Source organism: Paenibacillus sp. PK4536, from assembly GCF_028594455.2.
In the GTDB taxonomy this organism is placed as follows: domain Bacteria; phylum Bacillota; class Bacilli; order Paenibacillales; family Paenibacillaceae; genus Saccharibacillus; species Saccharibacillus nuruki.
Genome location: NZ_CP126313.1, coordinates 832,223 through 859,141, shown reverse-complemented (window position 1 = coordinate 859,141; position 26,919 = coordinate 832,223). Strand labels below are relative to the sequence as shown.

Below are 26,919 nucleotides of genomic sequence, written 5' to 3'. Positions count from 1 at the left end.
CAAATGACATTGGTGATTGTACCTTTAGACGAAAGACCTTGTAATTATAATTTCCCTTATGAACTGACACGAGGAACATCATATCAAGCTGTGCGTCCTCCGCAAGAATGGATGGGACGCAAGAAAATAGCCGCAGATACCGAACGGCTATGGACATGGACACAATTGGAATGTCAATCGGCTGACGGAGCAGTGATATCCCTAGATACACTATTGTACGGCGGGATTGTGCCTTCCCGTCTACATGAACTGGATGTGACCGAACTGACTCGTCGTTTGGATCGATTACGAATACTCAAAGAGCAGAATCCTGCACTTAAATTGTTCGCTTTTCAACTGATTATGCGTTGCCCGCAGTACTCTTCCTCAGACGAAGAACCGGATTATTATGCTGATTGGGGACGAGAGATTTTTCGCAAAGGGTATCTAGAACATTATGCAGAAGAACATCCATTAACGACCGAAGAACAACAAGAACTGGACGATATCAACAGTCGCTTACCTCAAGAAGTGCTGGATGATTATCTAGGTCGTCGTGCGGTAAATCGGGAGATCAATCAATTAGCACTGGATTATGTAGAACAAGGTGTGATCGACTTTCTGATTTTCCCGCAAGATGATTCGGCTCCTTATGGATATACCGCTAGAGATCAGCAGGAAGTAAGGGCACGTATTCGAGCATTGCGTCTAGGCTTGCGTGTCTATATGTATCCGGGTGCAGATGAAGTTGGTTGTACATTGGTGGCTCGCATGATCAATCAGTTGAATCATACTATTCCTCGGGTCTATGTGCGTTTTAGCTCGGTAAATGGAGCTTTGATTATTCCTGCGTATGAAGATCGGCGACTGTATGAAACGTTAAAATATCAGATTATTGCGGCAGGCGGTATGGTTGCTTCTGATGAACAAAGTGCGGATATCTTATTACTGCTCAATACCGCAGGTGAAAAAATGGGTGAAGCCGTCTATCAAGGATCACCGTCTGCTAATTATGATACTGAACGGACAACCGTAGAGTTAGTAGAGTATGCAGGCTACATATTGGATCGTCAGCCGGATGCGGTAGTGGCTATTGGAGATATTGCCTATGCTAACGGTGGTGATCTTGAATTGCTGGATTTACTTCGTCAGCGAGGCATTTTGTATCAACTGGCAGGCTATGCAGGCTGGAATACCAGTTCGAATACATTAGGAACGGTTATTGCACAATCGATGATCTATCAACAATATGGAGCCACTCCAGAGCATATGAATTTTCTAGCGCTACGTTATGTGGAAGACCTAGGCTATGATTCTGTTGTACGTAAATATTTAAGCAATGGGCCGATTCAAGAATTGGGTCTGGATAAATTTCAGTTAGATGGAGAACGTGGATATGTGGCTGAGATGGTACGTAGTCATTTGGAGCAATTTATAGAGCAACATTTACAAGAAAATGGTGTGCAGATCGATATTCAAGATTGCTATATGCCGTGGAATCGGATGTTTGAAGTGGGGTTATCCATTCGAGCCCATCTATCGTTAAAAGATCACAAAGGAGAACAACAATGACAGAACAAATAAAACAAACAGATGTGGTAGTAATCGGTGGCGGTCTAGGAGGCTGTATGGCAGCTCTTGCCGCTGCGAAGCAAGGATTGACTGTAACCTTAACAGAACCGACAGACTGGTTAGGTGGACAGCTTACATCACAAGCTGTTCCGCCCGATGAACATCGCTGGATAGAACGTACAGGAGCAACCGCTACATTTCGTGAATTTCGTGAACGGGTACGCGACTATTATCGTCGGAATTATCCGTTAACAGAGGAAGCACGTAATAACCCAATTTTGAATCCGGGCAATGGATGGGTGAGTCGATTAGCGCATGAGCCTAAGATTGCACTAGATGTATTACAAGAAATGATGTCGCCGTATATCCATACTCAGCGTATCCAAGTGCTATATCATACGGTGCCTGTTGAAGTAGCAACAGAGTATGATCGTATTGTATCGGTCACGGTTAGCCATACCCAAGTAACCGGATCAGTCGGTCAATATACACAGTTAATCGGTCAATATTATCTGGATGCTACAGAAGAAGGCGACCTTCTAGAGCAGTCTGGAACAGAGTATGTCAGCGGAGCAGAAGCGAAGTCAGATACCGATGAACCGCATGCGCTAGAACATGCTGATCCGCTAGATATGCAGTCGATCACTCATGTAGCCGCTGTGGATTATGTGGAAGGAGCAGATTTCACGATTGAGAAGCCAGCAGAATATGATTACTGGCGTGAATATATGCCTTCTTTTTCCCGTTTCCCTATCTTAAGCTGGTATGCTTCTGATGCGAACGATACAACCAAGTTAAAAGAGTTCACGTTGTTCCCTAACGATGAAGGTGTGACTTCATTATGGGATTATCGCCGTATTATCGATCCGGCTATTTGGGAAGAACCCCTTCGTTCACAGATTCAAGAAGTCAGTCTACTCAATTGGGCGCAAAATGATTATTATGCAGGAGCAGTGACAGGTGTACCGATCTATGAACGTACGCAAAATCTAGAAAGTGCCCGCCAGCTTACTTTTTCATTAGTATACTGGTTGCAGACAGAAGCGCCACGTCTGGATGGTGGTAAAGGGTTCCCGGGGATTCGTTTGCGTGGAGATATTTTAGGGACAGCAGATGGGCTTGCCAAAGCACCGTATATTCGTGAGTCTCGCCGTATCAAAGCGCTATACACGATTACCGAACACGATGTGAGTAAAGAGTTACGCGGAGCTGAAGGAATCAAGCGATATGAAGATAGTGTGGGTATAGGAAGTTATTCACTTGATCTACATCCAACAGTCAAAACACATCGTACGTTCTATATTCCTAACTATCCTTTTGAGATTCCGTTGGGATCATTAATTCCTGTGCGTATGACTAATCTTTTACCTGCTTGCAAAAATATTGGCATGACTCAGATTGCTGGCGGTTGCTATCGTCTGCATCCTGTCGAATGGAATATTGGAGAATCCGCAGGTTATCTAGCTGCGTATGCGATCCAACAGGGCATTACACCACGTGAAGTCTACGAATCAACAGAACATGTCAGTCGTTATCAAGAGATGTTGATAGACGCAGGTGTGGTTCTGCACTGGCCTGAGGATGTAGAACAAGAAGTATTGAACCCCCAGTAAAACGTCGTTATGTCTTTGTAAATGATGAATAGATCAAATAGCCTTTTTTCCATATCATTGGACAGAAGGCTATTTTTGAATACTGAATATAATACGATAGCGTGAAAGATCATCACCATGATCATGATTGAATCTGAAGATCATTCTGCTAATCCTGTTGTCACCAGTTCTAACAATTCAGTTCGTAACGTCTGCATCGCATCTTCATAAGGCATGCGTAGATATTTACTCAGATGCTTCATGTCTTCTTCGTAATAATGAAGTAGCTCTAACATAGCCGCTTGATCACCATGTTGTTGAACCATGTGTAATAGATTTACGAACTGATCTTCTGAGAGAGATACTGCAAGCTTTTGCGCTTCCATCGGTTCACCGCCTGTTGACTGATTTGTAGTTGCTCTGCTAATTGCGCTTCGGTCTGCTGATCTAGGTATAATCCTCGAATAATTTGTTTTCCCTGAGCAAAAGGTAACGAATCAATCAGTTCTTGAATCGCTACCAGACTATCAAATTCTTCTGCTGGAAAAGAGTGATACTCATTGGTTTCTAACCATGTATGGATCGACAGCTGCTCCGAACGAGCACGTACTTTATTGCGATACTGGATACGCCAGGCGATCTGTTTGAGCTGTCTACGATAATGCTCGGATAATGAAAGAGTCTGTGGCATCATGATTTCTCCTTTATAACGTTTTCCTTATTTTGTTACTTAAGGGAACTTATGTTCTTATTTTATAATAAAAAAGAAATGATGAGGTTGGAGATACGGTTAATTTATAGCGATTTATCAGCTGATTTATAGCGAGGAAAAAGATGGACTTTTTGGAAGACCTTTAATTGACACTTGATCCCATGTATAGAAAGAGATAGTGTAGAGGTTGAATATCTATAGATCGTTAGTGACATACACGATTATTTTGGAGAAGAAAGGTGTTTTTGCATGTTATGCTTAAAATTCTAATGTTTATTTTTCTGATTCAGATTGTATATGTAACGGCATATACGTTAAGAACGATCCTTACACTTAAAGGACAAAAATATATAGCATCGGCGATCAGTATTGTTGAAGTCGTTATCTATGTTATGGGGCTTAATCTGGTTCTCAAATATCTCGATCAACCGCTAAGTCTAACGGTATATGCGATTGGATATGGACTCGGTATCCTGCTCGGTTCTTGGATTGAGGAAAAGATTGCTCTTGGTTATATCACCGTCAAAGTAATCAGCGATGTACCGAATCAACGTCTAGCCGAAGTGTTGCGAGACAAAGGATATGGTGTCACTTCATGGCTTGGACAAGGACGAGATGGTGACCGAATCGTGATGGAGATTCTAGCCAAACGCAAAAATCAGGACAGTCTGTATAAGACCATCCTGTCTGTCGATCCCAAAGCTTTTGTGATTATGGTGGAGCCGCGCGAATTCCATGGTGGCTTCTGGACGAAGGCAATTAAACGCTAATTGAAACCTGTCGATCGTGTAGAAAATCGTTCGCAATCAGACGCCCTTTATCTATACCCTTCAATGACGAATTGTTTATAACCTATTCAGTGGTTTAAATAATGATTGAAGCAAATAAGAGGAGGGCTTTTGATATGCAAACGAATATTCCAACAAAAAAGCTAAATGATGGACTGGATATTCCAGCGATCGGGCTGGGTACTTACTCGCTTAATGGTCACAAAGGTGTAGAATCGATCAAGCAGGGGATTGAAGTGGGTTATCGGCTGATTGATTCTGCTTTTAATTATGAAAATGAAGGTGCTGTGGGTAAAGCGGTACGTGAAAGCTCGGTCCCTCGTGATCAGTTACGTGTCTGCTCGAAATTACCAGGGCGGCATCATGCGTATGACGAAGCATTAGTCACCATTGAAGAATCACTACTTCGTACCGGACTGGATTATTTTGATCTCTATATTATTCACTGGCCGAATCCGAAAGTAGATAAATATGTAGAAGCATGGCAAGCGATGATTGAAGCACAAAAACGCGGTTATGTCCGTTCGATCGGCGTTAGTAATTTCTTGCCAGAACATCTGGAACGGATTATCGCTGAAACGGGCGTAGCACCCGTGCTGAATCAAGTAGAATTGCATCCGTATTTCGAACAGACAGAACAGCGTGCCGCAAATGATAAGCATCAAATCATCACTGAATCATGGAGTCCGCTTGGTCGTGGGCGCGGAGAAAGTGTGCTTGAAGATACAGGTATCAAAGAAATCGCAACCGCTTATGGCAAAACACCGACTCAAGTGATTCTACGCTGGCATACCCAGCTAGGTGCTGTACCTATTCCGAAAGCTGGATCACTAGAGCATCAACAGGAAAACTTGAACATTTTTGATTTTGAGTTAAATGAAGAGCAAATGCGTACCATTTCAGCATTCAGTAAAGACAACAAACGTCTGTGGGATCAAGATCCAGCAGAGTACGAAGAATTTTAAACAAAGCACATCTTGAAGTACAGTTCACTACTATACAACCAACGTAAAAGATAAAAAAAAGGCATCCTTAATGGATGTCTTTTTTTGGTTTAAGCTGTCTATAAGTATTCAAAGTATCTCTTATAAGAACAAGTGAACATGGCGTTTCAACCACTCTACATAGCTTTGCTCACGTGCTATCGCTTTGGTCAGTACGAGATAATGTCCGAGATGAGGATGATCGAAATGCATAGCACCAGATGTATTTTCCTCGCCGAATAAAGGAATGAGTTGCTCATATTCCTGTTTTAAATGAACCAGCTTCTCTTGGCGCTGTTGTAGTTGATTTTCAAATAATATGCGTGCTTCTTCTTGTGATAACGTATGGATAAAATACATTTTCAACATAAACGCATCTTTCTCTGTTTCAGGCAACGGTTCTGGCGATAACGCCCATTCTAGCAGTTCTTTTCGTCCAGCTTCAGTGATCGTATACATTTTTTTTTCTAACTTTTCCCCTTGAATCTGAGTACGAAAATGAAGCAAACCTTCGTCCACCAACTTGCGAAGCTCTGGATAAATCTGACTATGTTTGGCACTCCAGAATTGACCGATTTCTTTTTTAAATTGACTGGTGATATCATAGCCACTGTATTCTTGACGATATAATAAACCTAGAATCGCATATTTCAATACTCGCACGATCATAATCCCCTTTAAATATAGATTTGTGTATATTTGACCATAGCATATCAAAATGTTAAAATAAACATGTTGATATTTACATGTTTTATAAAACAGTTTGCAAGACAGAGTGAATGATATTTGAATTCAAATTCTAGAAAGCAGGTGCTGTATAATGGAAAACTTTGTAGGAAGTCATATGATTTATACGTATGAGAACGGCTGGGAGTATGAGATTTATATCAAAAATGATCATACTATCGATTATCGTATTCATAGTGGTATGGTGGCTGGACGTTGGGTTCGCGATCAAGAAGTCGATTTGGTGAAATTAACAGAAGGTGTATACAAAGTAGCTTGGACAGAACCAACAGGTACAGACGTAGCGCTGAACTTTATGCCTCTTGAAAAACGAATGCATGGTATTATTTTCTTCCCGAAATGGGTACACGAACATCCAGAAATCACAGTATGTTACCAGAATGATCATATCGCTTTGATGGAAGAATCTCGTGAAAAATACGAAACATATCCTAAATATGTTGTCCCTGAATTTGCCGATATTACATTTATCGAAAATGCAGGCGTAGACAATCAAAACGTAGTTGCACAAGCGCCTTATCCAGGCATGACCGATGATATTCGTGCAGGTAAAATAAAATAAATAATGATTTCATATACATCATAACAACATCATATAGCATTCATCCGAATGACCAAAAAGGAACGTCTTTGAGACGCTCCTTTTTTTATTTGTCTACTATTCTATTAGGCTTGGTGGTCTGCATCATTAGTTAAAGCGATAGCTGATTCTCGTTCAATTACACGACCAGGTACAAGTGCACGTCCGAAAGTGTAATACGGATTACTTACTTTTTTCAAAATGGACTGTACGGCTAACTTTGCCATGCGTTCGATATCGACTTCAACAGTCGTGAGTGGCGGCCGGGTTAATGTGGCATAGATATCATTATCAAAGCCGGTCACAGAATAATCTTGAGGCACATGGTAACCCAAGTCCTGCAATTTGTTAATTAGATTATGCGCGACCTGATCGCAGTTACAGACAAACGCACTTGGCATAGGATCAGGTAACTGAATATCAATATAAACGCCATCTTCATCACGGTCATCCAATATCCATTGTTGTTGCAAAGGGATTCGATGTTCCAACAACGATTTGTAATATCCTAGAAAACGGTCTTGAATACTACTGGTCGAGTGTAAAGTACCGACATACGCAATATCCCGATGACCCCCTCGAATCAACAAGTTCGTTAATTCATACGCACCGTAAAAGTTATCGGTAACCACAGCATCCATTTCTACATGCTCATCATAGAAGTCGAGAAAAATTTTGGGTAATTGCATTTCTTGCATAGCTTCAATATAGGGCTTGCCAATCTGCCCCAAAATAATCAAACCATCTATCTTTTGTTCATAATACAATCTTGGCAATGTAAGCATCGATTCTTCATGTTCGCCTAAAGTGGTCATAATGCCGTAATAGCCACCTTGTTCAAGGATCTTTGCAATGTATTTGTAGATACGAAAATAAAAGGAATGATTGGTACCTGTAAATCGCTCAGGAATCATGACCCCGATATTGTAAGATAATCCATCTTTCATTGATTTGGCAGCTGTATTATAGCGGTAGCCCATTTCTTCAGCTACTTGTTTGATCTTTTCTTTGAGACTATCACTGACTCCGTCTTTATCTCCAAGCGCTTTGGATACGGTCACACTACTGATATTCAAGCGATCTGCGATATCCCTCATCGTTACTTTATGATTCATAGGTACGCCCTTTCATATTGATTTTGACTATTATTATATCAACAATACTATTATGTATATACTTAATCGATAACTTTCATCGTATATCTATATACCATTTGAATGCACGATCATTGGGAATAGGCTAATATAAAATACATGATTATTGATAAGCAGGTGAACATATAGATGCAGCTACAACCGATAGCCGAGTTATTAAGGCAAGCCATTACTGCTGAAGCTGAGTTAGATGATCGATACGTCAGCGACCGTCAAATTATTTATACGACCCTTCATCACCATCATATTGAGCGATTTCGCTTGAATGCGAATCATCAGACCTATATTTTTAAGCCGCTATCTTTACAACAACAATGTTATCAAGAACTTTGGACGTATACACATGTTATGCCCTTATTGCCTGATCTATACCCGCAACTACTAGCTTATTCGGCTACAGATAAATTATCTTTTTATTCAAAGGATGATCGACCGGCATGGATCATCTTAGAGGATGCAGGTACGCTCAATCATGTTCATAGCGAGCAGACTTTGTTCTATATGATAGATCAAATGGTAAAATGGCATCGTATTCCTATATTATCGATTCCAGAATTGCCTGGGAATGGGCAAAAGCCGTCTATTCTAGTAATGACAGAACAACTATTATCTCAATGGGATACATTTGAAATATTCGTACACCAGCATATCAAGCCAAATAACAGTCAAACACGTTGGCTTCATAGGATGCCAGTGTTAAAGCAGACTATACAACAGCATTCGTGGACGATGTCAGAAGTATTATGTCATGGTGACCTTCATGCGGGTAATTATGGATATAACTTAGCAGGACGATGTATCATTTTGGATTGGGAACATTGTCATCGCAATACGCCTTTGTGGGATTTGTATCATTTAATTGATCTGTCGCATCCGTTGTTCCCGCGTGCTATGAATATCGATTTGCGCTTACAATTGTTGTCTTATTATTGGGAACAGCAAGTGAATCCTACGATATCTAAGTCACAGATGATACAGGAGTACGTTATATTTGCTATAGTTTTTTCCAGTTGGATGCTGTTATTAATCCAGCAAGACTTACAGCAAGATCAACCGATCTGGTCACATGAACAATTACGTCTTCAGCAGACAGAAGTAGGGGATCATCTGGAACAGTGTATACAGATGTGGCATTCTACGGTTATAGATTATTCTACAAAAGAAAAATAATCAAAAAACCTCGATAGCTAACTAACAGCCACGAGGTTTTTTTGGTGCTTATATAAATAGTAGTAATTCTTTTTTTAGAATTTTAATCGGTATCCTTCTTTATCACGGAATTTGCCTAAGATAATAATAATGATATCAATAATGACCCAGACTCCGCCAAGACCCGCTGTAAATAACATCAAAAGCCCTGTTCCGACTTTACCTACATAAAAACGATGTATCCCTAAATATCCGAAGAAAATACATAACAATAAACTGACTAGATTGCTTTTACGACTATACATAGCGTTCCCTCCAAAGTGTGTTGCTTATGAGATTACATACGTATTCAAAGCGGTCAAGGTTCCTCTTTTCATCATTTAAAGGTATATTTAGAATATACACACTACAACACAATAGACGCAAATAACGAAAAATAATAGAGATTTCTTTGGAGGAATAGTATGCAAAAAGTTGGACTGCTTATGCGCAAAATTCAATTTAGTGAGAATCAAGGGCCACGTGTGTTTGCAGAACGATTACAAGCATTAGGACGAGAATTAGGCGTAGAGATCGTCTTTATTTCACCAGAGCGTCATGTGAGCGGATATGATTGGCTTCCCGGGTATGAACACGAGAAGAGTGATCTGGTGAACTACGATATTGTATTAGATCAGATCCATAAAGAACAGATTGAGCATGTTATTTATACGGTGTCTGGCTTTACGTATTTAAAAATGTTTTTGCCGAAAAGTGTACTGTTTCCACATAGTTTCCCTGATCCTGCGCTAACAGGTTATGAGATGATGAAACCTTTTTATAATATGGTCGATAAAGCTGTGGTGCAGACTCCTTTTCTCAAACGACAGTTAGCTTCACAATTCAATATTCATGATGTCGATGTGATTCCAATAGGATTTAGCGAAACGCTGGCAAACAAACATTTCGATCCTTCACAAGTGGTAGAAAATCGAATCTTGTGGATTGGACGAGATGAAGAAAATCGCCGTCCTGATCTGGTACTCAAATATGCTCGTCAGAATCCAGACAAAGAAGTATTTATGGTATTTGGTGGCGAACGTTATCGTGAAAGTATGCAGAAATATGATATTCCATCCAATATTCACTTACGGTTTGCTTTATCGCAGGATGAGATTTTCCAATTGATGAATTCGAGTAAAGTGTATTGGAGCTGTTCCAAATTTGATACATTTGCGATGCCGCTTACTGAAGCATTAGCGATGGGCAAAATTGTAGTCAAACCAGAACATCCTTGTTATGACCATATTAGTTCGACCCATGCTTTTGCAGGGAATGAGCGCAATTGGTTTGAACTGGTGAATATGGCAGCAGCCTCTCCACGCCAATTTTCACAAGATAATCGGGATTATGCGTTTGATACGTTTTCCAGTTCGATTATGAAAGAAGGGTATCGTCAATTTTTCTCGGAATGGTTGAAATAATAATAGTAGCTTAGAATCTAAAGAAAACATAAGGACGTGGAACCGTTATGACAACATTACGCAAAGCGATTATAGATACCGATACTGCTGGTGATGACACGATCGCTATTTTGACAGCACTTCATCATTTTGATGTACAAGGCATTATGATGACAGGTGGGAATGTACAATTTGATCAGGAAGTCGAAAATGCACTCTATACGATTCAAGTCGCAGGTAAAGGTGGAGTAGACGGGCAGATTCCTGTCTACAAAGGTTGCGAGCGTCCACTGATGACGACATGGAATCAAGAACAGCATCGGACTGTAGAAGATGTACATGGTAGCGATGGCATGGGAGGAGCGAACTTCCCTCCAGCAATCCAACGTCCAGCGGATGGACATGCAGTTGATTTTCTTATCAAAAGTGTACATAAGTACCCTGGTGAAATCCATTTACTAGCGATTGCGCCACTAACCAATATTGCGATGGCGATTCAGAAAGATCCAACAATTGTTCCGAAAATCCCTCATTTATATGTAATGGGTGGAACGAATAATGCACTCGGCAATATTACACCGGCGGCTGAATATAACTTCTATGTCGATCCCGAAGCAGCTCATATTGTTCTACGTTCAGGGATTCCAACAACCATGGTTGGTTGGGAAATGTGTACCGGTTATTCTCTGATGGATGATGACGATCATGCAGAGATTGCTGCGTTGGGTACTGCCGGAGCGGACTTTTTCAAAGCAGTCAATCAAGTTGTGATGACATTTAATAAAGAAGTACATCGTCTAAATGGTACAACTCATCCTGATACATTACTGATGGCTGTAGCCGCTAATGAAGCAGTCATGACAGAAAGCCATACGTATTTTGTTGATGTAGAAACCAAAGGCGAATGGACACGCGGATACAGCGTAGTGGATATCAATGGACGACTAGGACAGACACCAAATGTACGCGTCTGTGAAAAGATTGATCGTCCGTTGTTTAAGCAGATGTTGCTTGATGTATTAAGTGCGATTAAGTAAAAAAATGTAAGAGCATATAAATTGGTGGTAAAAGGAAAAGGAAAAGGCTAACTCAAAAGGTTAGTCTTTTTTTAATTAAATAAAGGCTCTTATTAAAGCTTGAATAAAAGCCTTTTTAAACGTATGATAAAAGTAGTCAAAGGAGGTTGTAATTATGTATAAAGTTTTGAATGTACGTACAGAATCTATTACTAAAGTTCGTGCTAATTTTAATAAAGTGATCAAAGAAGTAAGAGAAACTCACGAACCTATATATATATTATCTAATAATGAACCAAGTGCAGTTATCTTAGATGTTCAAAGTTACAAAGAAATTATTGAACGAAATCAGCAACTTGAAAGTGAATTATTATATGCTCATACTTCTCAACGTGTGAAAAATGGGAATTCGATATTAATACCTGCTAAAGAAGTTGTGAATACAGATCTAACAGATAACCCTTATGCAAATCGAAGCGATGAGGAGTTATTTGATTAATGGCTAAAGTTGAATTTTGGGAAGAAGCTGCCAAAGATTATCGTCGTTTAGATGGGAATTTAAAGCAGTGGGTAGATGTTGCTCAAAAACGTTTAGAAGAAAGAGGCTCTGAAATTGGAAAGCCTCTACATAATAATAGTTATTCCAATCTAGCAGGTATGAAAGAGCTAAAATATGATAAATTGGGAGTTCGTTTAATATTTAAAGTTTCGCAAAATGATGAAATTGAAATTGTAGAGATTATTGTTATTGGAGCAAGGGATGAAGGAAAAGTATTTAGAACCGCCGAGGCTAGGCGTCAAAAACGGGAATAAGCACATGTAAAAGGCTAACTCAAAAGGTTAGTCTTTTGCTATATGTATATTTAAATATATAACTAATTCGACATTTATTTACAAATAAAAATAATTAAACTCTCTGTTAACAGAAACCGATAGTAATAGTAAAGTCGAATTTTCGGGGGAAATGTCGGTGTCTGTCAAATTAAGAACTGCGCTTATTGTTACATTTATTGCACTGTCGTTATTGTTATCTTTTACACTTAGCACGACAATTAATTATTATTCTTCACAAAGTATTAAAAATGAGATTGGGGAATCTCTAGCAGGAACAGCGTATCAGACAGCAGATAAGTTAGATAACTTTATGTGGTCTAGATCAGGTGAAGTGGAATTATTGGGGAGCTTGCCTGTTTTTGAAAATAATCAAAATGTCGAAAATATTCAACAAATGTTAGATCAATTGAAATCACACTTTCCATCATTCTCATGGATTGGATATACCGATACTAAAGGAAAAGTATTAGCAGCGACCGATGGGATTTTGTTAGGCAAAGATCTGTCAGAGCGTCCTGTATTTAAAGAAGGTATTCAAGGCAAATTTATCGGTGATGTGCATGATGCTGTATTACTTGCCAAATTACTGCCTAATCCAAGTGGAGAACCGCTACAATTTGTCGATGTAAGCTTACCGATCAAAAATAGCCAACAACAGACCATTGGTGTACTAGCTGCACATATGAGCTGGGCATGGGCCAAAGAAGTACAACAAAGTGTATTATTACCAAGTAAATGGGCAGGCCAGAATGTAGATATGCTGATTGTCAGTAAACAAGATCAGACCGTTCTATTAGGTCCACGTGAGATGGTAGGTAAGCCACTACCGTTAAAAAGTATAGCTAAAGCCCAATTACAAAAAGATGGTTGGGAGTTGGAAAAGTGGCCTGATGGTAACACCTATTTAACAGGATATGCCTATGGAGATGGATATTTAGACTATCCTGGATTGGGTTGGACCGTTATTGTGAGACAGCCTGAATCTACAGCTTTGGCGTCTGTATCTGAATTAATGCATTTTAATATCTGGATTACAGTCATTGCCGCCGTAGTATTTGCACTAATCGGTTGGTGGTTAGCACAGCGTATTTCGCTACCTATTCGTGAATTAACACATACTGCGGATCGACTAGCATGTGGAGAAGAAGTCGATATACCTTCTCGTAAAAGTTTTAGTGATATTGAAATGTTATCTTCTTCTTTGCAGACGATGGTCACTTCGTTAAGTCAAAAAGAAGTCGAGCTTGGCAATATGCAAAGTCTAGCTCATTATGATCATCTAACTGGGCTACCGAATCGGAATGCATTAGAAACGTATTTAGAAGATGCGTTTGATGATCCTGAGCAACAACCGTGTCTGTCTTTTCTTTATATTGATTTAGATGGATTTAAAAAAGTAAACGATACGTTAGGTCACCAGAGTGGCGATATTTTACTGCAAAAAGTAGCTCAACGTCTCAGTCATTTAACACGTGAACATGATATTACTGTTCGTCTGGGTGGCGATGAATTTCTAGTGGTTCTGCATACCGATCCTTCTGGATTAAATATCGAAAAAGAAGCTGAAATCTATGCAAATGAGATTATTCGTAGCCTGAACAAACCATTTATCGTGGAATATGAAAAGGTGAATATCGGATGTAGTATCGGTGGAGCCGTCTATCCGCATGACAGCGATAATCCAATCGAGATTATTCGTATGGCAGATCAAGCCTTATATCAATCCAAACGTTCCGGTAAAAACCGACTTACCTTTTACAAAGAACCACTTGCTCCACAATCGATCGGATAAAAGATTCTATAAGCATACACAGAAAGCTAGAGCGTATACGACTCTGGCTTTTTGGTGTATTCACATATTAAGAAGACATTGGACGTGCTGAGAAATCGTCAGGATTAATAAAATTCCAAATATCCGGGATATGCTCAAGATCGTATTTGCGAACAGCTTCGATAATTTTGAGATGAATTTCTTGTTGTAGATCTTCTTGTTCTTGATATGTGGTTTGCTGTAATGAGCGCATAATCTTAGGCGAAAATTTTTGGATCAGAAATAGAATTGCTTCTTCATCTTCGTTTTTAGCTTTTTGAATTAATGATAGTAGAGCATGTGCCATAGTTATTCCTCCTTCTAACCTACCTTCTTTATAACTTTTTCTAACTTGGACAATGAAGATACGTTTGTAATTTTTTGATGGCTAATCGTTTAGTTTTGGAAATCGCTTGTTGAGTCACCTGAAGTTGAGACGATATTTCTTTCTCGGTCATTTCATAAATATAAAGATAACAAAGAATACGTTGCTCTCGATCTGTGAGTTGCTGAATCGCTTCATACATCTTTTTTTCGGTAATCACTTGTTGTAAATTACGTTCTGCAAAATGATATGTATCTGTATCAGCAGGTATTCGTGAAGTATAGGTATGATCTTTATTTTCGCTGTGGTCAATAATCAGTTGATGTCGATCTTTATACAGACGATTTTTTTTATCATAATTGATCGCACTGAAATGAATCAGAGAAGCGATATAAGAAGTAAAGCGAGCTTCTAAAAAGAACAGTTGAAATGCTTGATTAAGCTTTTGTTTATTAGGTTCAGTTGGATAGTATATGGCTTGTTCCAACAGCTGCTTATGACTTGGAATACTCAAAAAAGAATGAATGATCGGATTTTGATCTGTTGTTGTTAGGTTCATACGTATTACCTCCAGCACTTTATATCCTAAGTGCATATGAATTGGGATCAAAAGATAAATACCACATAAACGGTGTAGTCTCTATCTTTTATCTATAAAGTTGAAAGAATGGAGGTAAATACAACTTTAGGCGTAATTATTTTTTATATACTCTCCACCTTTATAACTATTTTTATATATCTACATACTGTATTTGATAAGAAAAGGTGTCAAAAATGGGAATTATTTTTTTAAGACTATGTTTTTTAGGCTTTTAAAAGGATTAAAATAGAGTATAAATTTGTTGAAATCGTTTCCTTTTTGTCGGAATAGGGTATTTTTTGTTTATATTGTTTATGCAAGTAAAAGAGTTTGAGGAGGGAATGAGTAAATGAAAAGATGGGGGAGTATGTTGCTGATCGGGCTATTGCTAAGTGGTATATTATCCGCTTGTGGTCTGAATAACAGTGGAACCAAGGATGGAGTTGTACAACTCGAATTTTTCCAAAATAAGCCGGAGGCTAAAGCTAGCTTCGATGAACTGATTACCAAGTTCAATCAAGAACATCCGGATATTCATGTGTCTCAAGTGAATCCACCTGATGCAGAGACGGTACTCAAAACACGAGTCGTCAAAAATGATATTCCTGATATTGTCGGTTTGGGTGCTACTGATACATATTCGTTACTCGCTAAAAGTGATATTTTTATGGATCTAACGGGCGATTCGTTATTGCAAAATATTGATCCGAAATATGCACAAATGCTCAAAGACGTTACAGGTATGGATCAAGTGACAGGGGTTCCTTTTGCGTTAAATGCAAACGGTATCATCTACAATAAAGATATTTTCAAAAAGCTAGGGTTATCTGTACCCAAAACATGGGATCAACTGATTGCTACAGCTAAAAAAGCGAAAGCAGGAGGAACCATTCCTTTCTATTTCACTTACAAAGACGATTGGCAGACCAATCTACCTTTCAATGCGATGGGCGGTACATTAGTCGGGACAGACTTCTATAAAGAGCGTCGTGAAAACAAAACGACATTTGTCCAAGCGTATCAAGAAGTCGCTAAAAAGCAGTTGGAATTACTTAATTACGGTCATAATGATAATTTTGGTAAAGCATATTCGGATGGTAATCGTGCTTTTGGTAATGGCGAAGCGGCGATGTATATTCAAGGAAGCTGGGCGATCTCTGAGATTCGCAAAGTCAATCCAGATATTAAATTAGGATTTTTCCCACTACCCGGTAGTAACGATGAATCCAAAAATAAATTGACCGCAGGGATTGATACATTACTGGCGATTTCAAATCAGACCGAACATCCTGAACAAGCCAAAGAATTTATTTCGTTCTTATTGCAAAAAGAAAATAGCCAACAATATATTGACCAGCAAAACTTGTTCTCGGCTGTGAACGGTGTACAGCAAAAAGATGAGAGTGTCGCGGAATTACTGCCTTATTTTGAACAGGGTAAGATTGTCGATTTTGTCGATCACTATATTCCAAGCGCTGTTCAATTGAATCCAACTGTACAAGCCTTTTTGCAAAATAAAGATATTAATGGCTTCCTCGGCACACTGGATAAAGAGTGGGATAAAGTAGCGGCACGAAGAGCAAGCTAATCGAGAAATGGAAGGAGTGATCTGATGTCTACCAAACGCATGGCGACTTATTATTGGATGACGATTCCTGCGGTATTGTTGTTTTTCTTATTTCTAACTTTACCTGCGATTCAAGGGATCTTTTATTCGTTTACCAACTGGAACGGTTTTGGTAAAGAATATGATTTTGTAGGTTTTCGCAATTACGTCAGTTTATTTACAGATAATGTTGTGGGTGAAGCTTACTGGTTTACGATTAAATATGCGGTAGTTGTAACGATTTTTATTAACATCTTCAGCTTATTGATCGCTGTTGGATTGAACTCACGTATCAAATTCCGTAATTTTTTTAGAGGGGTATATTTTTTACCTAATATTTTGAGTGTATTGATCGTGGGTTACATATTTAATTACCTGTTCTCTAATGTATTTACAGTATGGGGACAATCACTCGGAATCAATGCGTTATCGACAAATATACTTGGTAACGAAAGTCTGGCTTGGATCGGGATCGTTATTGTTGCAGTATGGCAAGGGATTGCTCTGAATACGATTCTTTATCTAGCAGGATTACAGACGATTCCTGGTGATCTGTATGAGGCTTCCAGTCTGGACGGCGCAGGCAAATGGCGTGAATTCTGGAGTATCACGTTTCCACTAATCGCTCCATTTTTTACGATCAATATGGTATTAGCGATGAAGAATGCATTGATGGTGTTTGATCAGATCGTAGCTTTGACCAATGGTGGACCGGGTCGTGCGACACAATCGATTTCATTCTTAATCTATACCGGTGGGTTTGAAGGCGGCGAATTTGCGTATCAATCAGCGAACTCGGTCATTTACTTTATCGTTATCGCAGTCATCTCTATTCTTCAGATCCGATTCCTGCAAAGAAGGGAGATGGATATGTAATGGAAACACATAAACGTACCAACTGGACTGTTAATATTCTTATCGCTCTCGGTACGATCGTGGTTCTTTTCCCTTTATATATGGCGATCACGATTGCGCTCAAAGATCCACAGCAAATGTCTCAATCATTATTCGGATTACCCACCACATGGCGATTTGATAATTTTGCAAGTGCGATAGAATTGACGAACTTTTTCCAAGCATTTCGTAACAGTGCATTAGTCACGACAGCGACTGTTATTTTGACCCTATTAACCAACTCGCTGGTGGCTTATGCGATCGGGCGTAATATGGATCGCAAGTTTTTTAAAGGGTTATATTTCTACTTTGTGAGTGCGATGTTTATTCCATTTCCGATTATTATGTTGCCGATTGTTAAATTAACATCTTCGCTACATATGACCAATCTGGTGGGACTGACGATCTTGCATACGGTATACGCGCTGGCATTTAACGTATTTGTATATGTAGGGTATATTCGTTCGATACCGGCTGTACTTGAAGAAGCAGCAACGGTCGATGGAGCGACCACTTGGGGCACATTCTGGCGCATTATTTTCCCATTGATGGCACCGATTAATGCAACTGTAGGGATTCTCGTCTGTCTGTCGACGTATAATGATTTCCTATTGCCATTGATTATTGTTAGTGATCAGAATATGTACACACTACCGCTGGTACAGTATATTTTCCAAGGGCAATTCAATACCGATTATAATCTAGCTTTTGCATCGTATCTGTTAGCGATGTTGCCGATGATTATTATTTATCTATTTGCTCAAAAATGGATTATCAGTGGAGTTACCCGCGGTTCTGTGAAATAAAATGACTGTTGACTAGCCAACTTCAAAAGTCTTCGCCTATAAACGGTGAAGGCTTTTTTTGTTGTATTACTCACCTCTATTCACATCATCAATAATACTTTATAAAGTTAAGTAACTTCCTTTTATTGAGTTAAATGCAAGAAAGAGGTATGATAAAGAAAGAACATCTATTTATTCTTAAAAAAGGTAAAAGGAGGAATTAAAGATGGAGAAGAAAGGGTACATTTTAAAAAAGGGTACGGTGTTGTCGCTGGATGATCAGATCGGTAACTTAAAACAAGCAGATGTAGTGATTACTGGTTCAACGATTGAAGCGATAGGAACTAATCTACAAGTGGATGAATCCGCTTATCATGTTATTGATGCTACAGGTCAAATTATCATGCCTGGCTTAGTCGATACGCATCGTCATATGTGGGAATCGCTTGTGCGTACAGCCGGAACCAATTGGTCGCTACCTGTTTATTTGCAAAATCTATACTATGGTGGACTCGGAAGTCGATTGCGTCCACAAGATAGTTATATTGCGAACTTACTAGGTTCATTGGAAGCGCTCTATTCGGGTGTGACGACTGTACTGGATTGGAGTATGCCTTATTCTCCAGAGCACACCGATGAATTGATACGTGGGTTGCAAGAGTCAGGGATTCGATCTGTATTTGCACTGGGTGTATCTGGAGAGACAGCGTATTGGAATCGTGAAAGTCGCTTAATGATCGAGGATGCCGAGCGAGTGAAAAAGCAATATTTCTCTTCACGTGATCAATTACTGACGATGGGGCTTGCAATTCGTGGCCCTGAATTTAGCCACTGGGAGACTACGGTTGCAGAGATTGGAATTGCTCGTCAATTAGATGCCATCTGTTCGATGCATATCGGATTTGGCAACTGGGGAGCTGCCGATCGTTCCGTCACCAAGCTGTATGAAGCAGGCTTACTTGGATCAGATTTGAATATGGTACATGGTAACAAAATGCAGACTGAAGAATACAAAATGCTTGCTGATGCAGGAGCATCGTTGTCGGTCACTCCAGAAGTAGAGATGATGATGGGACATGGATATCCAGCGACCGGATTTTTCTTGGAACAAGGCGGGATGCCATCATTAGGAGTAGATGTGGTCACTTCAACAGGTGGCGATTTATTTGCGCAAATGAAATTTATGTTACAGGCTGAACGTGCGCGTGTAAATGAAGAGATTCTGAATAGCGGCAATATGCCAGGTGAGTTAAATCTGTTATCTGCTCAAGTGCTTCAATTTGCTACCTTAGGCGGAGCCAGAGCATTGAAGTTAGAAGATCGGATTGGTCAACTAACACCGGGAAAACAAGCGGATATCATTATGATTAGTACTTCGAATCTAAATACCGATCTCAATCTATTTCCAGTGATTGATCCCATAGGTGCAGTCGTTCAATGTACCAATCCATCGAATGTCGATACTGTATTTGTTGGTGGACGACTGATGAAGCAACATGGTCAATTGGTAGGTGTGGATCTAGAACGTATTCGTCGTCTTGTGTTGGAAAGTAGAGAGTATCTGGAGACACAACATGTACTGAGTGATGCCGATCGAGTGATCTATTCATAATCAATCGGATTATTTAAATGGAAGTCATATGAACCAACCCAAAAAGGGACAGACTCCTCTTGAGGATGAACTGTCCCTGTTATAGATGATGTTATCATTTATTCCGGTTGAAATGTCTGAGCCCATTCGCAGAAAATAGCATAATCTTTCTCTACCTGATCGGCATAAGCAAAAGCCCAACGCGAAATATGTTGTACAAAGGCGTCTGGTTTGCGTCCCATCGCTTTTAGAATTTCTTTTTCACTATGATATGGTAAGATGCCTTTGTTTACATCGGCATCTGCGCGGGCGTGCATTTTGGCAGTTAATTTAGCCATCGTACTCAGTACACTTTCCATATCTTCTATTGTTTCGATATCCTCTAGTTTGAGACGCTTTTTGTAAGGAGAACGTTCCCGTACATAGAAGTCTCGTCCATCTAATGTCAGAAATCCAAGATAAGGATCAGCCTTGTGATGCATCGCTTGTTGAGTCGTCGTTACCCGTTTGCCTTGATGACTGAATGTCTGCCAGAACGATTCAGCATAGGGTAAGAAATAAGCAGGAACCGGTGTGCGAACTTCTTTCACTTCCAGAACAGCATCGTCTTCGCCTTCTACACTCAGTCCACCTTCGATCAATACATAATATCGATCAAGTCCAATCGAAGCTGTACCTGACCCGTGTTTAATCGCAATATCTTTAATCCGATAATGATCGGCTTCACCTTGATGACAGACCAATGTCTGTTGATAAAATGCCCATGCTTGCTCAAGTAAAGATTGTTCTTGCTCTGAAGGCACAACCAGTTCAGCTGTTTCTTGAAATACTCGATCGCTTTGCATAACCGCTGTTACTTTTTCAAGAAAATGACCGTTACGGCGCTTTTCTAACTTGCGTAATAACTTACGTACAGGGCCTTTAGCTTTATTTTCGTCCATCACAAATTTAGCGGGATCATCTTTATCTTCAACAAAACAGGTAATTTGCTTATGGTAGCCTTTGATATAATGCTCTAAAAGATGCAATTGTTGGTCATCCGTATATTGTAGCTGTCTGCCTACCAACGCTATACTAACCGACATTCGTAATACGTCATATAGATAAGACCCGATATATCCTTCATCAAAATCATTTACATCATAGACAATTTGCTTCGACTCATTGCGAAACGCTCCAAAGTTCTCAAAATGTAAATCACCTTGAATCCATGTAGGACGTTCGGTTGACGTATGGTAAGGGAAATAATGTCTTGTCGCATCAAAGTAAAACAGATAGGAGCTTCCACGAAAAAAGGAAAAAGCAGTAGCACTCATTTTGCGATATTTCTCAGCTCTTTTGGTTGGGCTTAATATCATAATCTTGCTATCAAATTCATCTAATACTGAAATAAGCGTTTCTTTGCGTAATTTAGTACGCGTATGTATAACTTGTTCTGTCATATTGGTTGGTATCATCTTCAATTTCCCCCTAATCATGTAACCGTATAAATCTATTTTATTCTATCACTTTCTCACCCTTATCGCGTACATTAAAATGGTCGCAAAGCGCGTTTGTTGCAAATGGTTCTTTAAAAGCATAATGTGGGTTAAAGAAGTATAGATACTTCTCCATTAGAAGCAGTAGAAGAAAAGGAGCAACGACTCATGTACAAAATCATTCTCGTTCGTCATGGAGAAAGTGTATATAATCAGCAGAATTTATTTACAGGCTGGACCGATGTTGCGCTTAGTGACCATGGAATAGAAGAAGCTAGAATAGCCGGTCGATTAATTAAAGAAGCAGGGTATACATTTGATATCGCTTTTGCTTCTGTACTCAAACGTTCTATTCAGACGATGCATTACATATTAGACGAATTGGATTTGCTTTGGATTCCTGAACAAAAGTCTTGGAAATTAAATGAACGTCATTATGGAGCTTTGCAAGGATTAAGCAAAATAGATACTGCTGAGAAATATGGAGAAGAACAACTTCATCTTTGGCGACGCAGTCTAACCGTACGTCCTCCATTGTTAAAAAAAGATGATCCACGCAGTCCTCGTCTTGAGATGCGATATAACCAGATTCCAGACGATCAGATTCCTTATGGTGAAAGTCTCAAAGACACGGTAGATCGAGTGGGCGAGTTCTGGCATGATTGTATTGTTCCTTTGATTCAGAAAAAAGAACATATTTTAATAGCCGCTCATGGCAACACTCTGCGTGCTTTAATTAAATATTTGGAAGATATAGATGAGAAGACGTTAACCGATCTCAATATCCCAACAGGTATTCCATTAGTATATGAGTTAGATGATGATATTAATCCGATTCGCCGCTTTTATCTAGGGGAAGACGAACATATCGAACGCAAAACCAATGAAGTCGCTAATCCACATAATGTGAATGAATAGAAAGGCGGAACAATGCGTATCAAACCTTATTTGAAAACAAGTTTAATTTTAATCATTGTAGGTTTAGTTATGGCGTTAGGATACACACGTATTTATTCAGAAAGTGGATATAGAGCTAGTGTTTTTTCTGGCGTATGTATATGCGTTGTGTTGAGTACACTTGTTATGCGTTGTATTGTGACGAGACATTATAATCAAGATACAGAAAGTATATTATTTAATGTTAGCAGATGTATGCGTTATTATAGTCTCTATTTAATTACTTTTTTAGTAGTGATGTGGATAGATACAGCATCTTTAGGAGAGACGATTCCATTAACATTTGCTTTGCTATTATCAGGTCCTCTTGTCATCGAACCTGCTAGGAAGCAATTGTTTACAAAAATATGGCAAAGAATAATGAATATATTATGGATTGTGATAGCAGTAATATATATCTTTATTGCTATAAAATATCATTTAGAATGGGCTAATGTATATTCTGTGATTATAGGATTATTGATATACACGGTATTAGAAGTAATATTAAGCTGGATATTCCGCAAATATGCATTACAAGCCCGCTCATAAAATGAATAAACAAAAAGCATCTATAGGGATTTACGCTATAGATGCTTTTGACATGTTGTTATTTGGATTGAATTAATGGCAGACGAGAACCTGACGGGAAAAGACGCCTTTGGCTCCTTTTTTGGCTTCACCACGATCTGTAATCGAGAATCCAGCCTCTGCTATCATCTCATCTATATTTTCAATCGTAATCACAACTACTTTATCTGCGATTCGGCGTGCATGTTTGAGAATACTTAATTGCTCTTCCGGTGTCGTCGTCGAAAATAAGTTATAGGGCATATCCACGATAGCCGCATCATAATGCTCGCTAATATCAGCAATATCGCCTAAAGTCACTTCGCCTTTTAAGCCGAAATGTTTGATATTTGCTCGTGCACCTTGAGCAATATGCGGGTTAATATCACGTCCGACGATGTTGATACCCATCGACAAGGCTTCAACAAGTACAGTACCGATGCCGCAGCAAGGATCAATCGCTTGAATACCGACTGGATTAGGAACTAGAATATTGGCAGCCGCTCTAGCTAGCCGGGTATTCAGAGCAATCGAATAATTTTGTGGTTTGCGCATATTGTGGAACCAGACAGCTTTGTTTTTGAAATAATGACCTAAATACCAGCGTCCACCAAAAGGCACTATACCAAACGTATGTTGAGGATTTTTCACATCGGCTTCACCATGAATACGCATGCCAATTTCACGTTCAATCCCCAGTCGTTCTTGATATTCGATTTTGTGATCTGAATCCAGGTCGTTAATTTTGACAAAAATGACTTTGAACGTCTCTTCTAACATATCGATCTGTTCTGCTTGAGCATATATCTCTTCTAATGTATCGCCTTCGTATAGGATCTCAATCCGTTCTTTGATAAACGGGCTACGACTAGGCATAACTGCTACATCACTTTTAAGAATAAATTGATCGGTTTCTTTGCCGAAAAAAGATCTCATTTCCAAATAACAAAGAGAATGTTCATCTTGACGATGAGAGTACGTGTAAATATATTGCGGACTTGCATGTTGTTGATCCAATCGTCGTCCATCCTTTAAGCCCAATCGGCTAATTATATTTCCTGCAAATCAGTCAAAAATAGCGCTGTTTTGCAAAATGTTTCATGTGGAACAATTCACTATTGTGGAACACCTGAACTTCCTTTAACTACATATCTTCAGTATGCTTTCAAAATACAATAATTTCATTATACTCTTCAACTTTTATTTCTTTAAGAATAATCGTGTTTATTCAGCCGTTATAGTAGGTAATCTAAAGTAAAAGTGATGATTTACGACTTATTTGTAAGGAACTTGCTGTGAACAGCAATTTTTTCTGGTAATTACATCGATTAAGGCTTAGCATGTAATAGAAGCTAGCATGACACACGTTGGAATTCTTTTCACCTTCAAATTAAATATGAATATCGAACGATCAAGGAGGCACTCCTTTTGAATATAAAGAAAAACGCTACAAAATGGTTGATGATCACGATTATTTTATGTGCTCTTTCGTTAGAAACAGTATCAGCAGCCAAGTTCCATTCTAATCAACAAGTGACTGAAAATGGTGAACCTTTGATGGTGAACACTGTTAATATAGAACAATTAGATTTTCCAATAGCTCAATCCAACTTATTTAACATTATGGAAGATGCCAAAGTAATCGCAAGTGAGCCTGCTCTTCATATTACGATCCGTGGCAAAGAAAAATCAGATGGTACGTATGAAAATATGTCTATCCATACACCTACATTCAACTGCATGTTAGACGGCGTTCAGGTGGTTAATCCAGAATATCCGCCACAGGTCTATTCAACCGATCTTGATGGAGATGGTCAGCCTGAAGTGGTAGTGATCTTAACGAACGGTTATGGTACAGGCATTTACAAAACAGAAGTTAAAGTCTATCGACAAGACGGTACATCGATTGCTGTAGAAGATGGACAACATGCCTGGAATAAGTATTTTCAAGCTGAGATCAATGCAGGACAGATCGAACTTCAATGGAATCAGAACCAAATGACTTTACCGACTTCAATACTGCAAGACCCTGACGCCTCTGTAGAGAGCGGAGTAGAAGTAGGCGCTGTACGCCAATACAAGATCGAAAACGGGCACCTCGTTGTAGCTGCGTCTGTTCAAGTGGGTATGATGAACGTTTTGGGTGAGCTGACGACAACTTATGAGTACCAACAAGGCATATTACAAGCCAAGTCTTCCAATATAGTATGGGATGAACCGTATCGCTCAGCTATTCAGAAGAATTAGATTCCATATCTTTCGCAATCGCGACTAACTGCTGAATACCAGTACGAATTTCTTGTTCACTGGCAAAAGAAAAGCAAAGGCGAATATATTGCTTGGATGATTCGTGATGATCGAATAATGATCCCGGAACAAAAGAGATCGATTGCTTGAGACAACGAGCCAGTAGTTCAGGAACCGATAAATGATCGGGTAATCGAACCCACAGATTAAATCCACCTTGAGGTGGTTCATAATACCAACCGGTTGAGGAGAGTTCTTCGTCCATCATTTCGAAGCGAATCCGCAATGCGATCCGTAATTTCTCGATATGTTGTTGTAATCGTGTTGAAGTAAAATAATGCAAAAATACTTTCTGGTTGAGCAAAGGGGTACCTCCGTCAGCTAGTGACTTGGCAGCCAGTAGAGAAGTAAACCATTCCGGTCTAGCGACAATACAAGCGATTCGTAATCCCGGAGAAACGTATTTGCTAAAGCTACGAATATAGATCGTATATCCTTCTGTATCATAAGCAAATAAAGGTAACGGTGGCTTTTGCCCAAAATAAATATCCTGACAGGTATCATCTTCGATCAATAGACACTGATACTGAGCGGCTAGATCGACCAGTTGTTTACGTTGCTCTGCTGAGATGCAGATGCCTGTAGGGTTATGAAATGTAGGATTAAGGTAAAAGAAGCGCGGTTTATATTGCTTCATCGCTTGTTCGATCTGAGCTAGATCATAACCATTAGCATTGATTGTCATCGGAACCAATCTAGCCCCTTTTTGCTGAAAAACATCTAAAGCACTGGCATACGCAGGCGATTCGATCAGCACATGATCACCCGGGCGTATCCATACTTCAGCAATGAGTGAGATCGCTTGTTGAGCACCTGTTGTAATAAGAATTTCATCGGCATGAACATGAAATTGAGAAGTATCTGTAAAATAGTGTTGAAGCATTTCTCTGAGCTCTAGATCACCCTGTGCAGGTGCATACGTACCGAGCAACTTGGGATACAGATCGAATACCTGTTTCACATATTCAGCAAAATAGTGATTTGGTAGTAAATTCGGTGTAATCAGAGCTTGAGAAAATTGATATTTGACTTGAATCCGATGCAGATCGCCCAGATTTCCTTGAAATAAAGGCAGACCTAATTCAGCTTCATTGGTTAACACTTGTAACGTAGGTGGTTGCACATAATAACCGGATTTGTCACGGGCATAGACATGACCATCATCTTTAAGATGCTGATACGCTTTGAAAATCGTTAAGCGGTGCATCCCTGTATCTTCTGCTAGTTGACGAACAGAAGGCAACTTAGCGTGTGCTTGCCAGTCTCCACGCTGAATACGTGTATGGATATACGTATAGACCGTTTGAAAAGAATGTTTCCCATGTTGTCCAGATAATACAGTATCCACGATGGAATCGGATTGTTTTTTTTGCGGTTCAGTGAGTGGTTTATTTGTCATATCCACATTCCTTCCTAATTGATAACAGGGTACAAACAGATATCCCGAATAAGCAAAATCAAACTAAAAGTACATGTAGTGTAACCTGTG

Annotated in this window: 28 protein-coding genes; 18 read left to right on the top strand and 10 right to left on the bottom strand. The window is 39.4% G+C overall.

Features of this window, described 5'->3' with window-relative positions:
• The first annotated feature begins 3 nt into the window (after window positions 1-3).
• Window positions 4-1,551: a DUF4127 family protein gene (locus tag PO903_RS04070; RefSeq protein ID WP_273592670.1), complete on the top strand. Its 1,548-nt coding sequence runs from the start codon at window positions 4-6 to the stop codon at window positions 1,549-1,551.
• Window positions 1,548-3,164: an FAD-dependent oxidoreductase gene (locus tag PO903_RS04065; protein WP_273592669.1), complete on the top strand. Its 1,617-nt coding sequence runs from the start codon at window positions 1,548-1,550 to the stop codon at window positions 3,162-3,164. Before PO903_RS04070 ends, PO903_RS04065 begins: the two co-directional genes overlap by 4 nt.
• A 140-nt stretch (window positions 3,165-3,304) precedes the next feature.
• Here PO903_RS04065 and PO903_RS04060 read toward each other — a convergent pair whose 3' ends face one another.
• The gene (locus PO903_RS04060; protein WP_069328016.1) at window positions 3,305-3,529 is read right to left on the bottom strand and encodes a hypothetical protein; all 225 of its coding nucleotides are present in this window, start codon (window positions 3,527-3,529) and stop codon (window positions 3,305-3,307) included.
• Window positions 3,481-3,834, bottom strand: a complete 354-nt coding sequence (locus PO903_RS04055) for a sigma-70 RNA polymerase sigma factor region 4 domain-containing protein (RefSeq protein ID WP_273592668.1) — start codon at window positions 3,832-3,834, stop codon at window positions 3,481-3,483. The genes PO903_RS04060 and PO903_RS04055 overlap by 49 nt, the downstream gene beginning before the upstream one ends.
• Window positions 3,835-4,109: 275 nt before the next feature.
• On the opposite strand from PO903_RS04055, the gene PO903_RS04050 reads away from it, so the two are divergent.
• Window positions 4,110-4,625 (top strand): DUF2179 domain-containing protein, encoded by a 516-nt coding sequence (locus PO903_RS04050; RefSeq protein WP_069328071.1) that lies wholly within the window; start codon window positions 4,110-4,112, stop codon window positions 4,623-4,625.
• Between the two features lie 134 nt (window positions 4,626-4,759).
• The gene (locus PO903_RS04045) at window positions 4,760-5,608 is read left to right on the top strand and encodes an aldo/keto reductase (RefSeq protein WP_273592667.1); all 849 of its coding nucleotides are present in this window, start codon (window positions 4,760-4,762) and stop codon (window positions 5,606-5,608) included.
• A gap of 120 nt (window positions 5,609-5,728) precedes the next feature.
• On the opposite strand, the gene PO903_RS04040 is transcribed toward PO903_RS04045, so the two are convergent.
• Window positions 5,729-6,289, bottom strand: a complete 561-nt coding sequence (locus PO903_RS04040; protein WP_273592666.1) for a PadR family transcriptional regulator — start codon at window positions 6,287-6,289, stop codon at window positions 5,729-5,731.
• 157 nt (window positions 6,290-6,446) lie between these two features.
• On the opposite strand from PO903_RS04040, the gene padC reads away from it, so the two are divergent.
• The gene (gene padC, locus PO903_RS04035) at window positions 6,447-6,935 is read left to right on the top strand and encodes a phenolic acid decarboxylase (protein ID WP_069328020.1); all 489 of its coding nucleotides are present in this window, start codon (window positions 6,447-6,449) and stop codon (window positions 6,933-6,935) included.
• Between the two features lie 104 nt (window positions 6,936-7,039).
• Here the strand turns inward: padC and PO903_RS04030 are convergent, their stop codons facing one another.
• Window positions 7,040-8,068: a substrate-binding domain-containing protein gene (locus PO903_RS04030; protein WP_273592665.1), complete on the bottom strand. Its 1,029-nt coding sequence runs from the start codon at window positions 8,066-8,068 to the stop codon at window positions 7,040-7,042.
• 168 nt (window positions 8,069-8,236) lie between these two features.
• Between PO903_RS04030 and PO903_RS04025 the strand changes: the two genes are divergently transcribed.
• A complete protein-coding gene (locus tag PO903_RS04025; protein WP_273592664.1) occupies window positions 8,237-9,277 on the top strand; it encodes a phosphotransferase in 1,041 nt (346 codons plus the stop codon).
• A 74-nt stretch (window positions 9,278-9,351) separates the two neighbouring features.
• Here the strand turns inward: PO903_RS04025 and PO903_RS04020 are convergent, their stop codons facing one another.
• Window positions 9,352-9,561: a TM2 domain-containing protein gene (locus tag PO903_RS04020; protein ID WP_137223213.1), complete on the bottom strand. Its 210-nt coding sequence runs from the start codon at window positions 9,559-9,561 to the stop codon at window positions 9,352-9,354.
• Window positions 9,562-9,720: 159 nt separating this feature from the next.
• On the opposite strand from PO903_RS04020, the gene PO903_RS04015 reads away from it, so the two are divergent.
• The 5 genes from PO903_RS04015 (at window position 9,721) to PO903_RS03995 (ending at window position 14,340) form a co-directional block, all read left to right on the top strand.
• Window positions 9,721-10,719, top strand: a complete 999-nt coding sequence (locus PO903_RS04015; protein ID WP_069328024.1) for a glycosyltransferase — start codon at window positions 9,721-9,723, stop codon at window positions 10,717-10,719.
• Between the two features lie 47 nt (window positions 10,720-10,766).
• Window positions 10,767-11,735, top strand: a complete 969-nt coding sequence (locus tag PO903_RS04010; RefSeq protein ID WP_273592663.1) for a nucleoside hydrolase — start codon at window positions 10,767-10,769, stop codon at window positions 11,733-11,735.
• Between the two features lie 154 nt (window positions 11,736-11,889).
• Window positions 11,890-12,213, top strand: a complete 324-nt coding sequence (locus tag PO903_RS04005) for a type II toxin-antitoxin system Phd/YefM family antitoxin (RefSeq protein ID WP_273592662.1) — start codon at window positions 11,890-11,892, stop codon at window positions 12,211-12,213.
• Window positions 12,213-12,527: a hypothetical protein gene (locus tag PO903_RS04000; protein WP_069328027.1), complete on the top strand. Its 315-nt coding sequence runs from the start codon at window positions 12,213-12,215 to the stop codon at window positions 12,525-12,527. Before PO903_RS04005 ends, PO903_RS04000 begins: the two co-directional genes overlap by 1 nt.
• 157 nt (window positions 12,528-12,684) lie before the next feature.
• Window positions 12,685-14,340: a diguanylate cyclase domain-containing protein gene (locus PO903_RS03995; RefSeq protein WP_273592661.1), complete on the top strand. Its 1,656-nt coding sequence runs from the start codon at window positions 12,685-12,687 to the stop codon at window positions 14,338-14,340.
• A 67-nt stretch (window positions 14,341-14,407) separates the two neighbouring features.
• Here the strand turns inward: PO903_RS03995 and PO903_RS03990 are convergent, their stop codons facing one another.
• Both PO903_RS03990 and PO903_RS03985 read right to left on the bottom strand, forming a co-directional pair.
• Window positions 14,408-14,665: a helix-turn-helix domain-containing protein gene (locus PO903_RS03990; RefSeq protein WP_069328029.1), complete on the bottom strand. Its 258-nt coding sequence runs from the start codon at window positions 14,663-14,665 to the stop codon at window positions 14,408-14,410.
• Window positions 14,666-14,705: 40 nt separating this feature from the next.
• Entirely contained in the window at window positions 14,706-15,242 is a 537-nt protein-coding gene (locus tag PO903_RS03985; RefSeq protein ID WP_161594257.1) for a sigma-70 family RNA polymerase sigma factor, read from the bottom strand.
• Window positions 15,243-15,612: 370 nt separating this feature from the next.
• On the opposite strand from PO903_RS03985, the gene PO903_RS03980 reads away from it, so the two are divergent.
• The 4 genes from PO903_RS03980 to PO903_RS03965 all read left to right on the top strand — a co-directional run bounded on the left by PO903_RS03980 (window position 15,613) and on the right by PO903_RS03965 (window position 20,160).
• Complete coding sequence (locus PO903_RS03980) at window positions 15,613-16,851, top strand: ABC transporter substrate-binding protein (RefSeq protein WP_069328031.1); 1,239 nt, start codon at window positions 15,613-15,615, stop codon at window positions 16,849-16,851.
• A 24-nt stretch (window positions 16,852-16,875) separates the two neighbouring features.
• On the top strand, window positions 16,876-17,745 hold the full coding sequence (locus PO903_RS03975) for a carbohydrate ABC transporter permease (protein WP_069328032.1): 870 nt from the start codon (window positions 16,876-16,878) through the stop codon (window positions 17,743-17,745).
• A complete protein-coding gene (locus tag PO903_RS03970; protein ID WP_273592660.1) occupies window positions 17,745-18,569 on the top strand; it encodes a carbohydrate ABC transporter permease in 825 nt (274 codons plus the stop codon). The genes PO903_RS03975 and PO903_RS03970 overlap by 1 nt, the downstream gene beginning before the upstream one ends.
• Window positions 18,570-18,774: 205 nt before the next feature.
• Complete coding sequence (locus PO903_RS03965; RefSeq protein ID WP_273592659.1) at window positions 18,775-20,160, top strand: amidohydrolase family protein; 1,386 nt, start codon at window positions 18,775-18,777, stop codon at window positions 20,158-20,160.
• Window positions 20,161-20,258: 98 nt separating this feature from the next.
• Here PO903_RS03965 and PO903_RS03960 read toward each other — a convergent pair whose 3' ends face one another.
• Window positions 20,259-21,596 carry a DUF2252 domain-containing protein gene (locus PO903_RS03960; protein ID WP_069328035.1) on the bottom strand — a complete coding sequence of 446 codons (1,338 nt, stop codon included), beginning with the start codon at window positions 21,594-21,596 and terminating at the stop codon, window positions 20,259-20,261.
• A gap of 189 nt (window positions 21,597-21,785) precedes the next feature.
• On the opposite strand from PO903_RS03960, the gene gpmA reads away from it, so the two are divergent.
• Both gpmA and PO903_RS03950 read left to right on the top strand, forming a co-directional pair.
• Window positions 21,786-22,535 carry a 2,3-diphosphoglycerate-dependent phosphoglycerate mutase gene (gene gpmA / locus PO903_RS03955; RefSeq protein WP_069328036.1) on the top strand — a complete coding sequence of 250 codons (750 nt, stop codon included), beginning with the start codon at window positions 21,786-21,788 and terminating at the stop codon, window positions 22,533-22,535.
• A 12-nt stretch (window positions 22,536-22,547) separates the two neighbouring features.
• On the top strand, window positions 22,548-23,105 hold the full coding sequence (locus PO903_RS03950) for a hypothetical protein (protein ID WP_273592658.1): 558 nt from the start codon (window positions 22,548-22,550) through the stop codon (window positions 23,103-23,105).
• 72 nt (window positions 23,106-23,177) lie between these two features.
• Here PO903_RS03950 and PO903_RS03945 read toward each other — a convergent pair whose 3' ends face one another.
• Window positions 23,178-24,140 (bottom strand): TRM11 family SAM-dependent methyltransferase, encoded by a 963-nt coding sequence (locus PO903_RS03945; RefSeq protein ID WP_273592657.1) that lies wholly within the window; start codon window positions 24,138-24,140, stop codon window positions 23,178-23,180.
• A gap of 411 nt (window positions 24,141-24,551) precedes the next feature.
• On the opposite strand from PO903_RS03945, the gene PO903_RS03940 reads away from it, so the two are divergent.
• Complete coding sequence (locus PO903_RS03940; protein WP_273592656.1) at window positions 24,552-25,370, top strand: hypothetical protein; 819 nt, start codon at window positions 24,552-24,554, stop codon at window positions 25,368-25,370.
• On the opposite strand, the gene PO903_RS03935 is transcribed toward PO903_RS03940, so the two are convergent.
• Window positions 25,354-26,829 carry an aminotransferase-like domain-containing protein gene (locus tag PO903_RS03935; RefSeq protein ID WP_137223196.1) on the bottom strand — a complete coding sequence of 492 codons (1,476 nt, stop codon included), beginning with the start codon at window positions 26,827-26,829 and terminating at the stop codon, window positions 25,354-25,356. The two genes, PO903_RS03940 and PO903_RS03935, sit on opposite strands and share 17 nt — an antisense overlap.
• Between the last annotated feature and the right edge of the window lie 90 nt (window positions 26,830-26,919).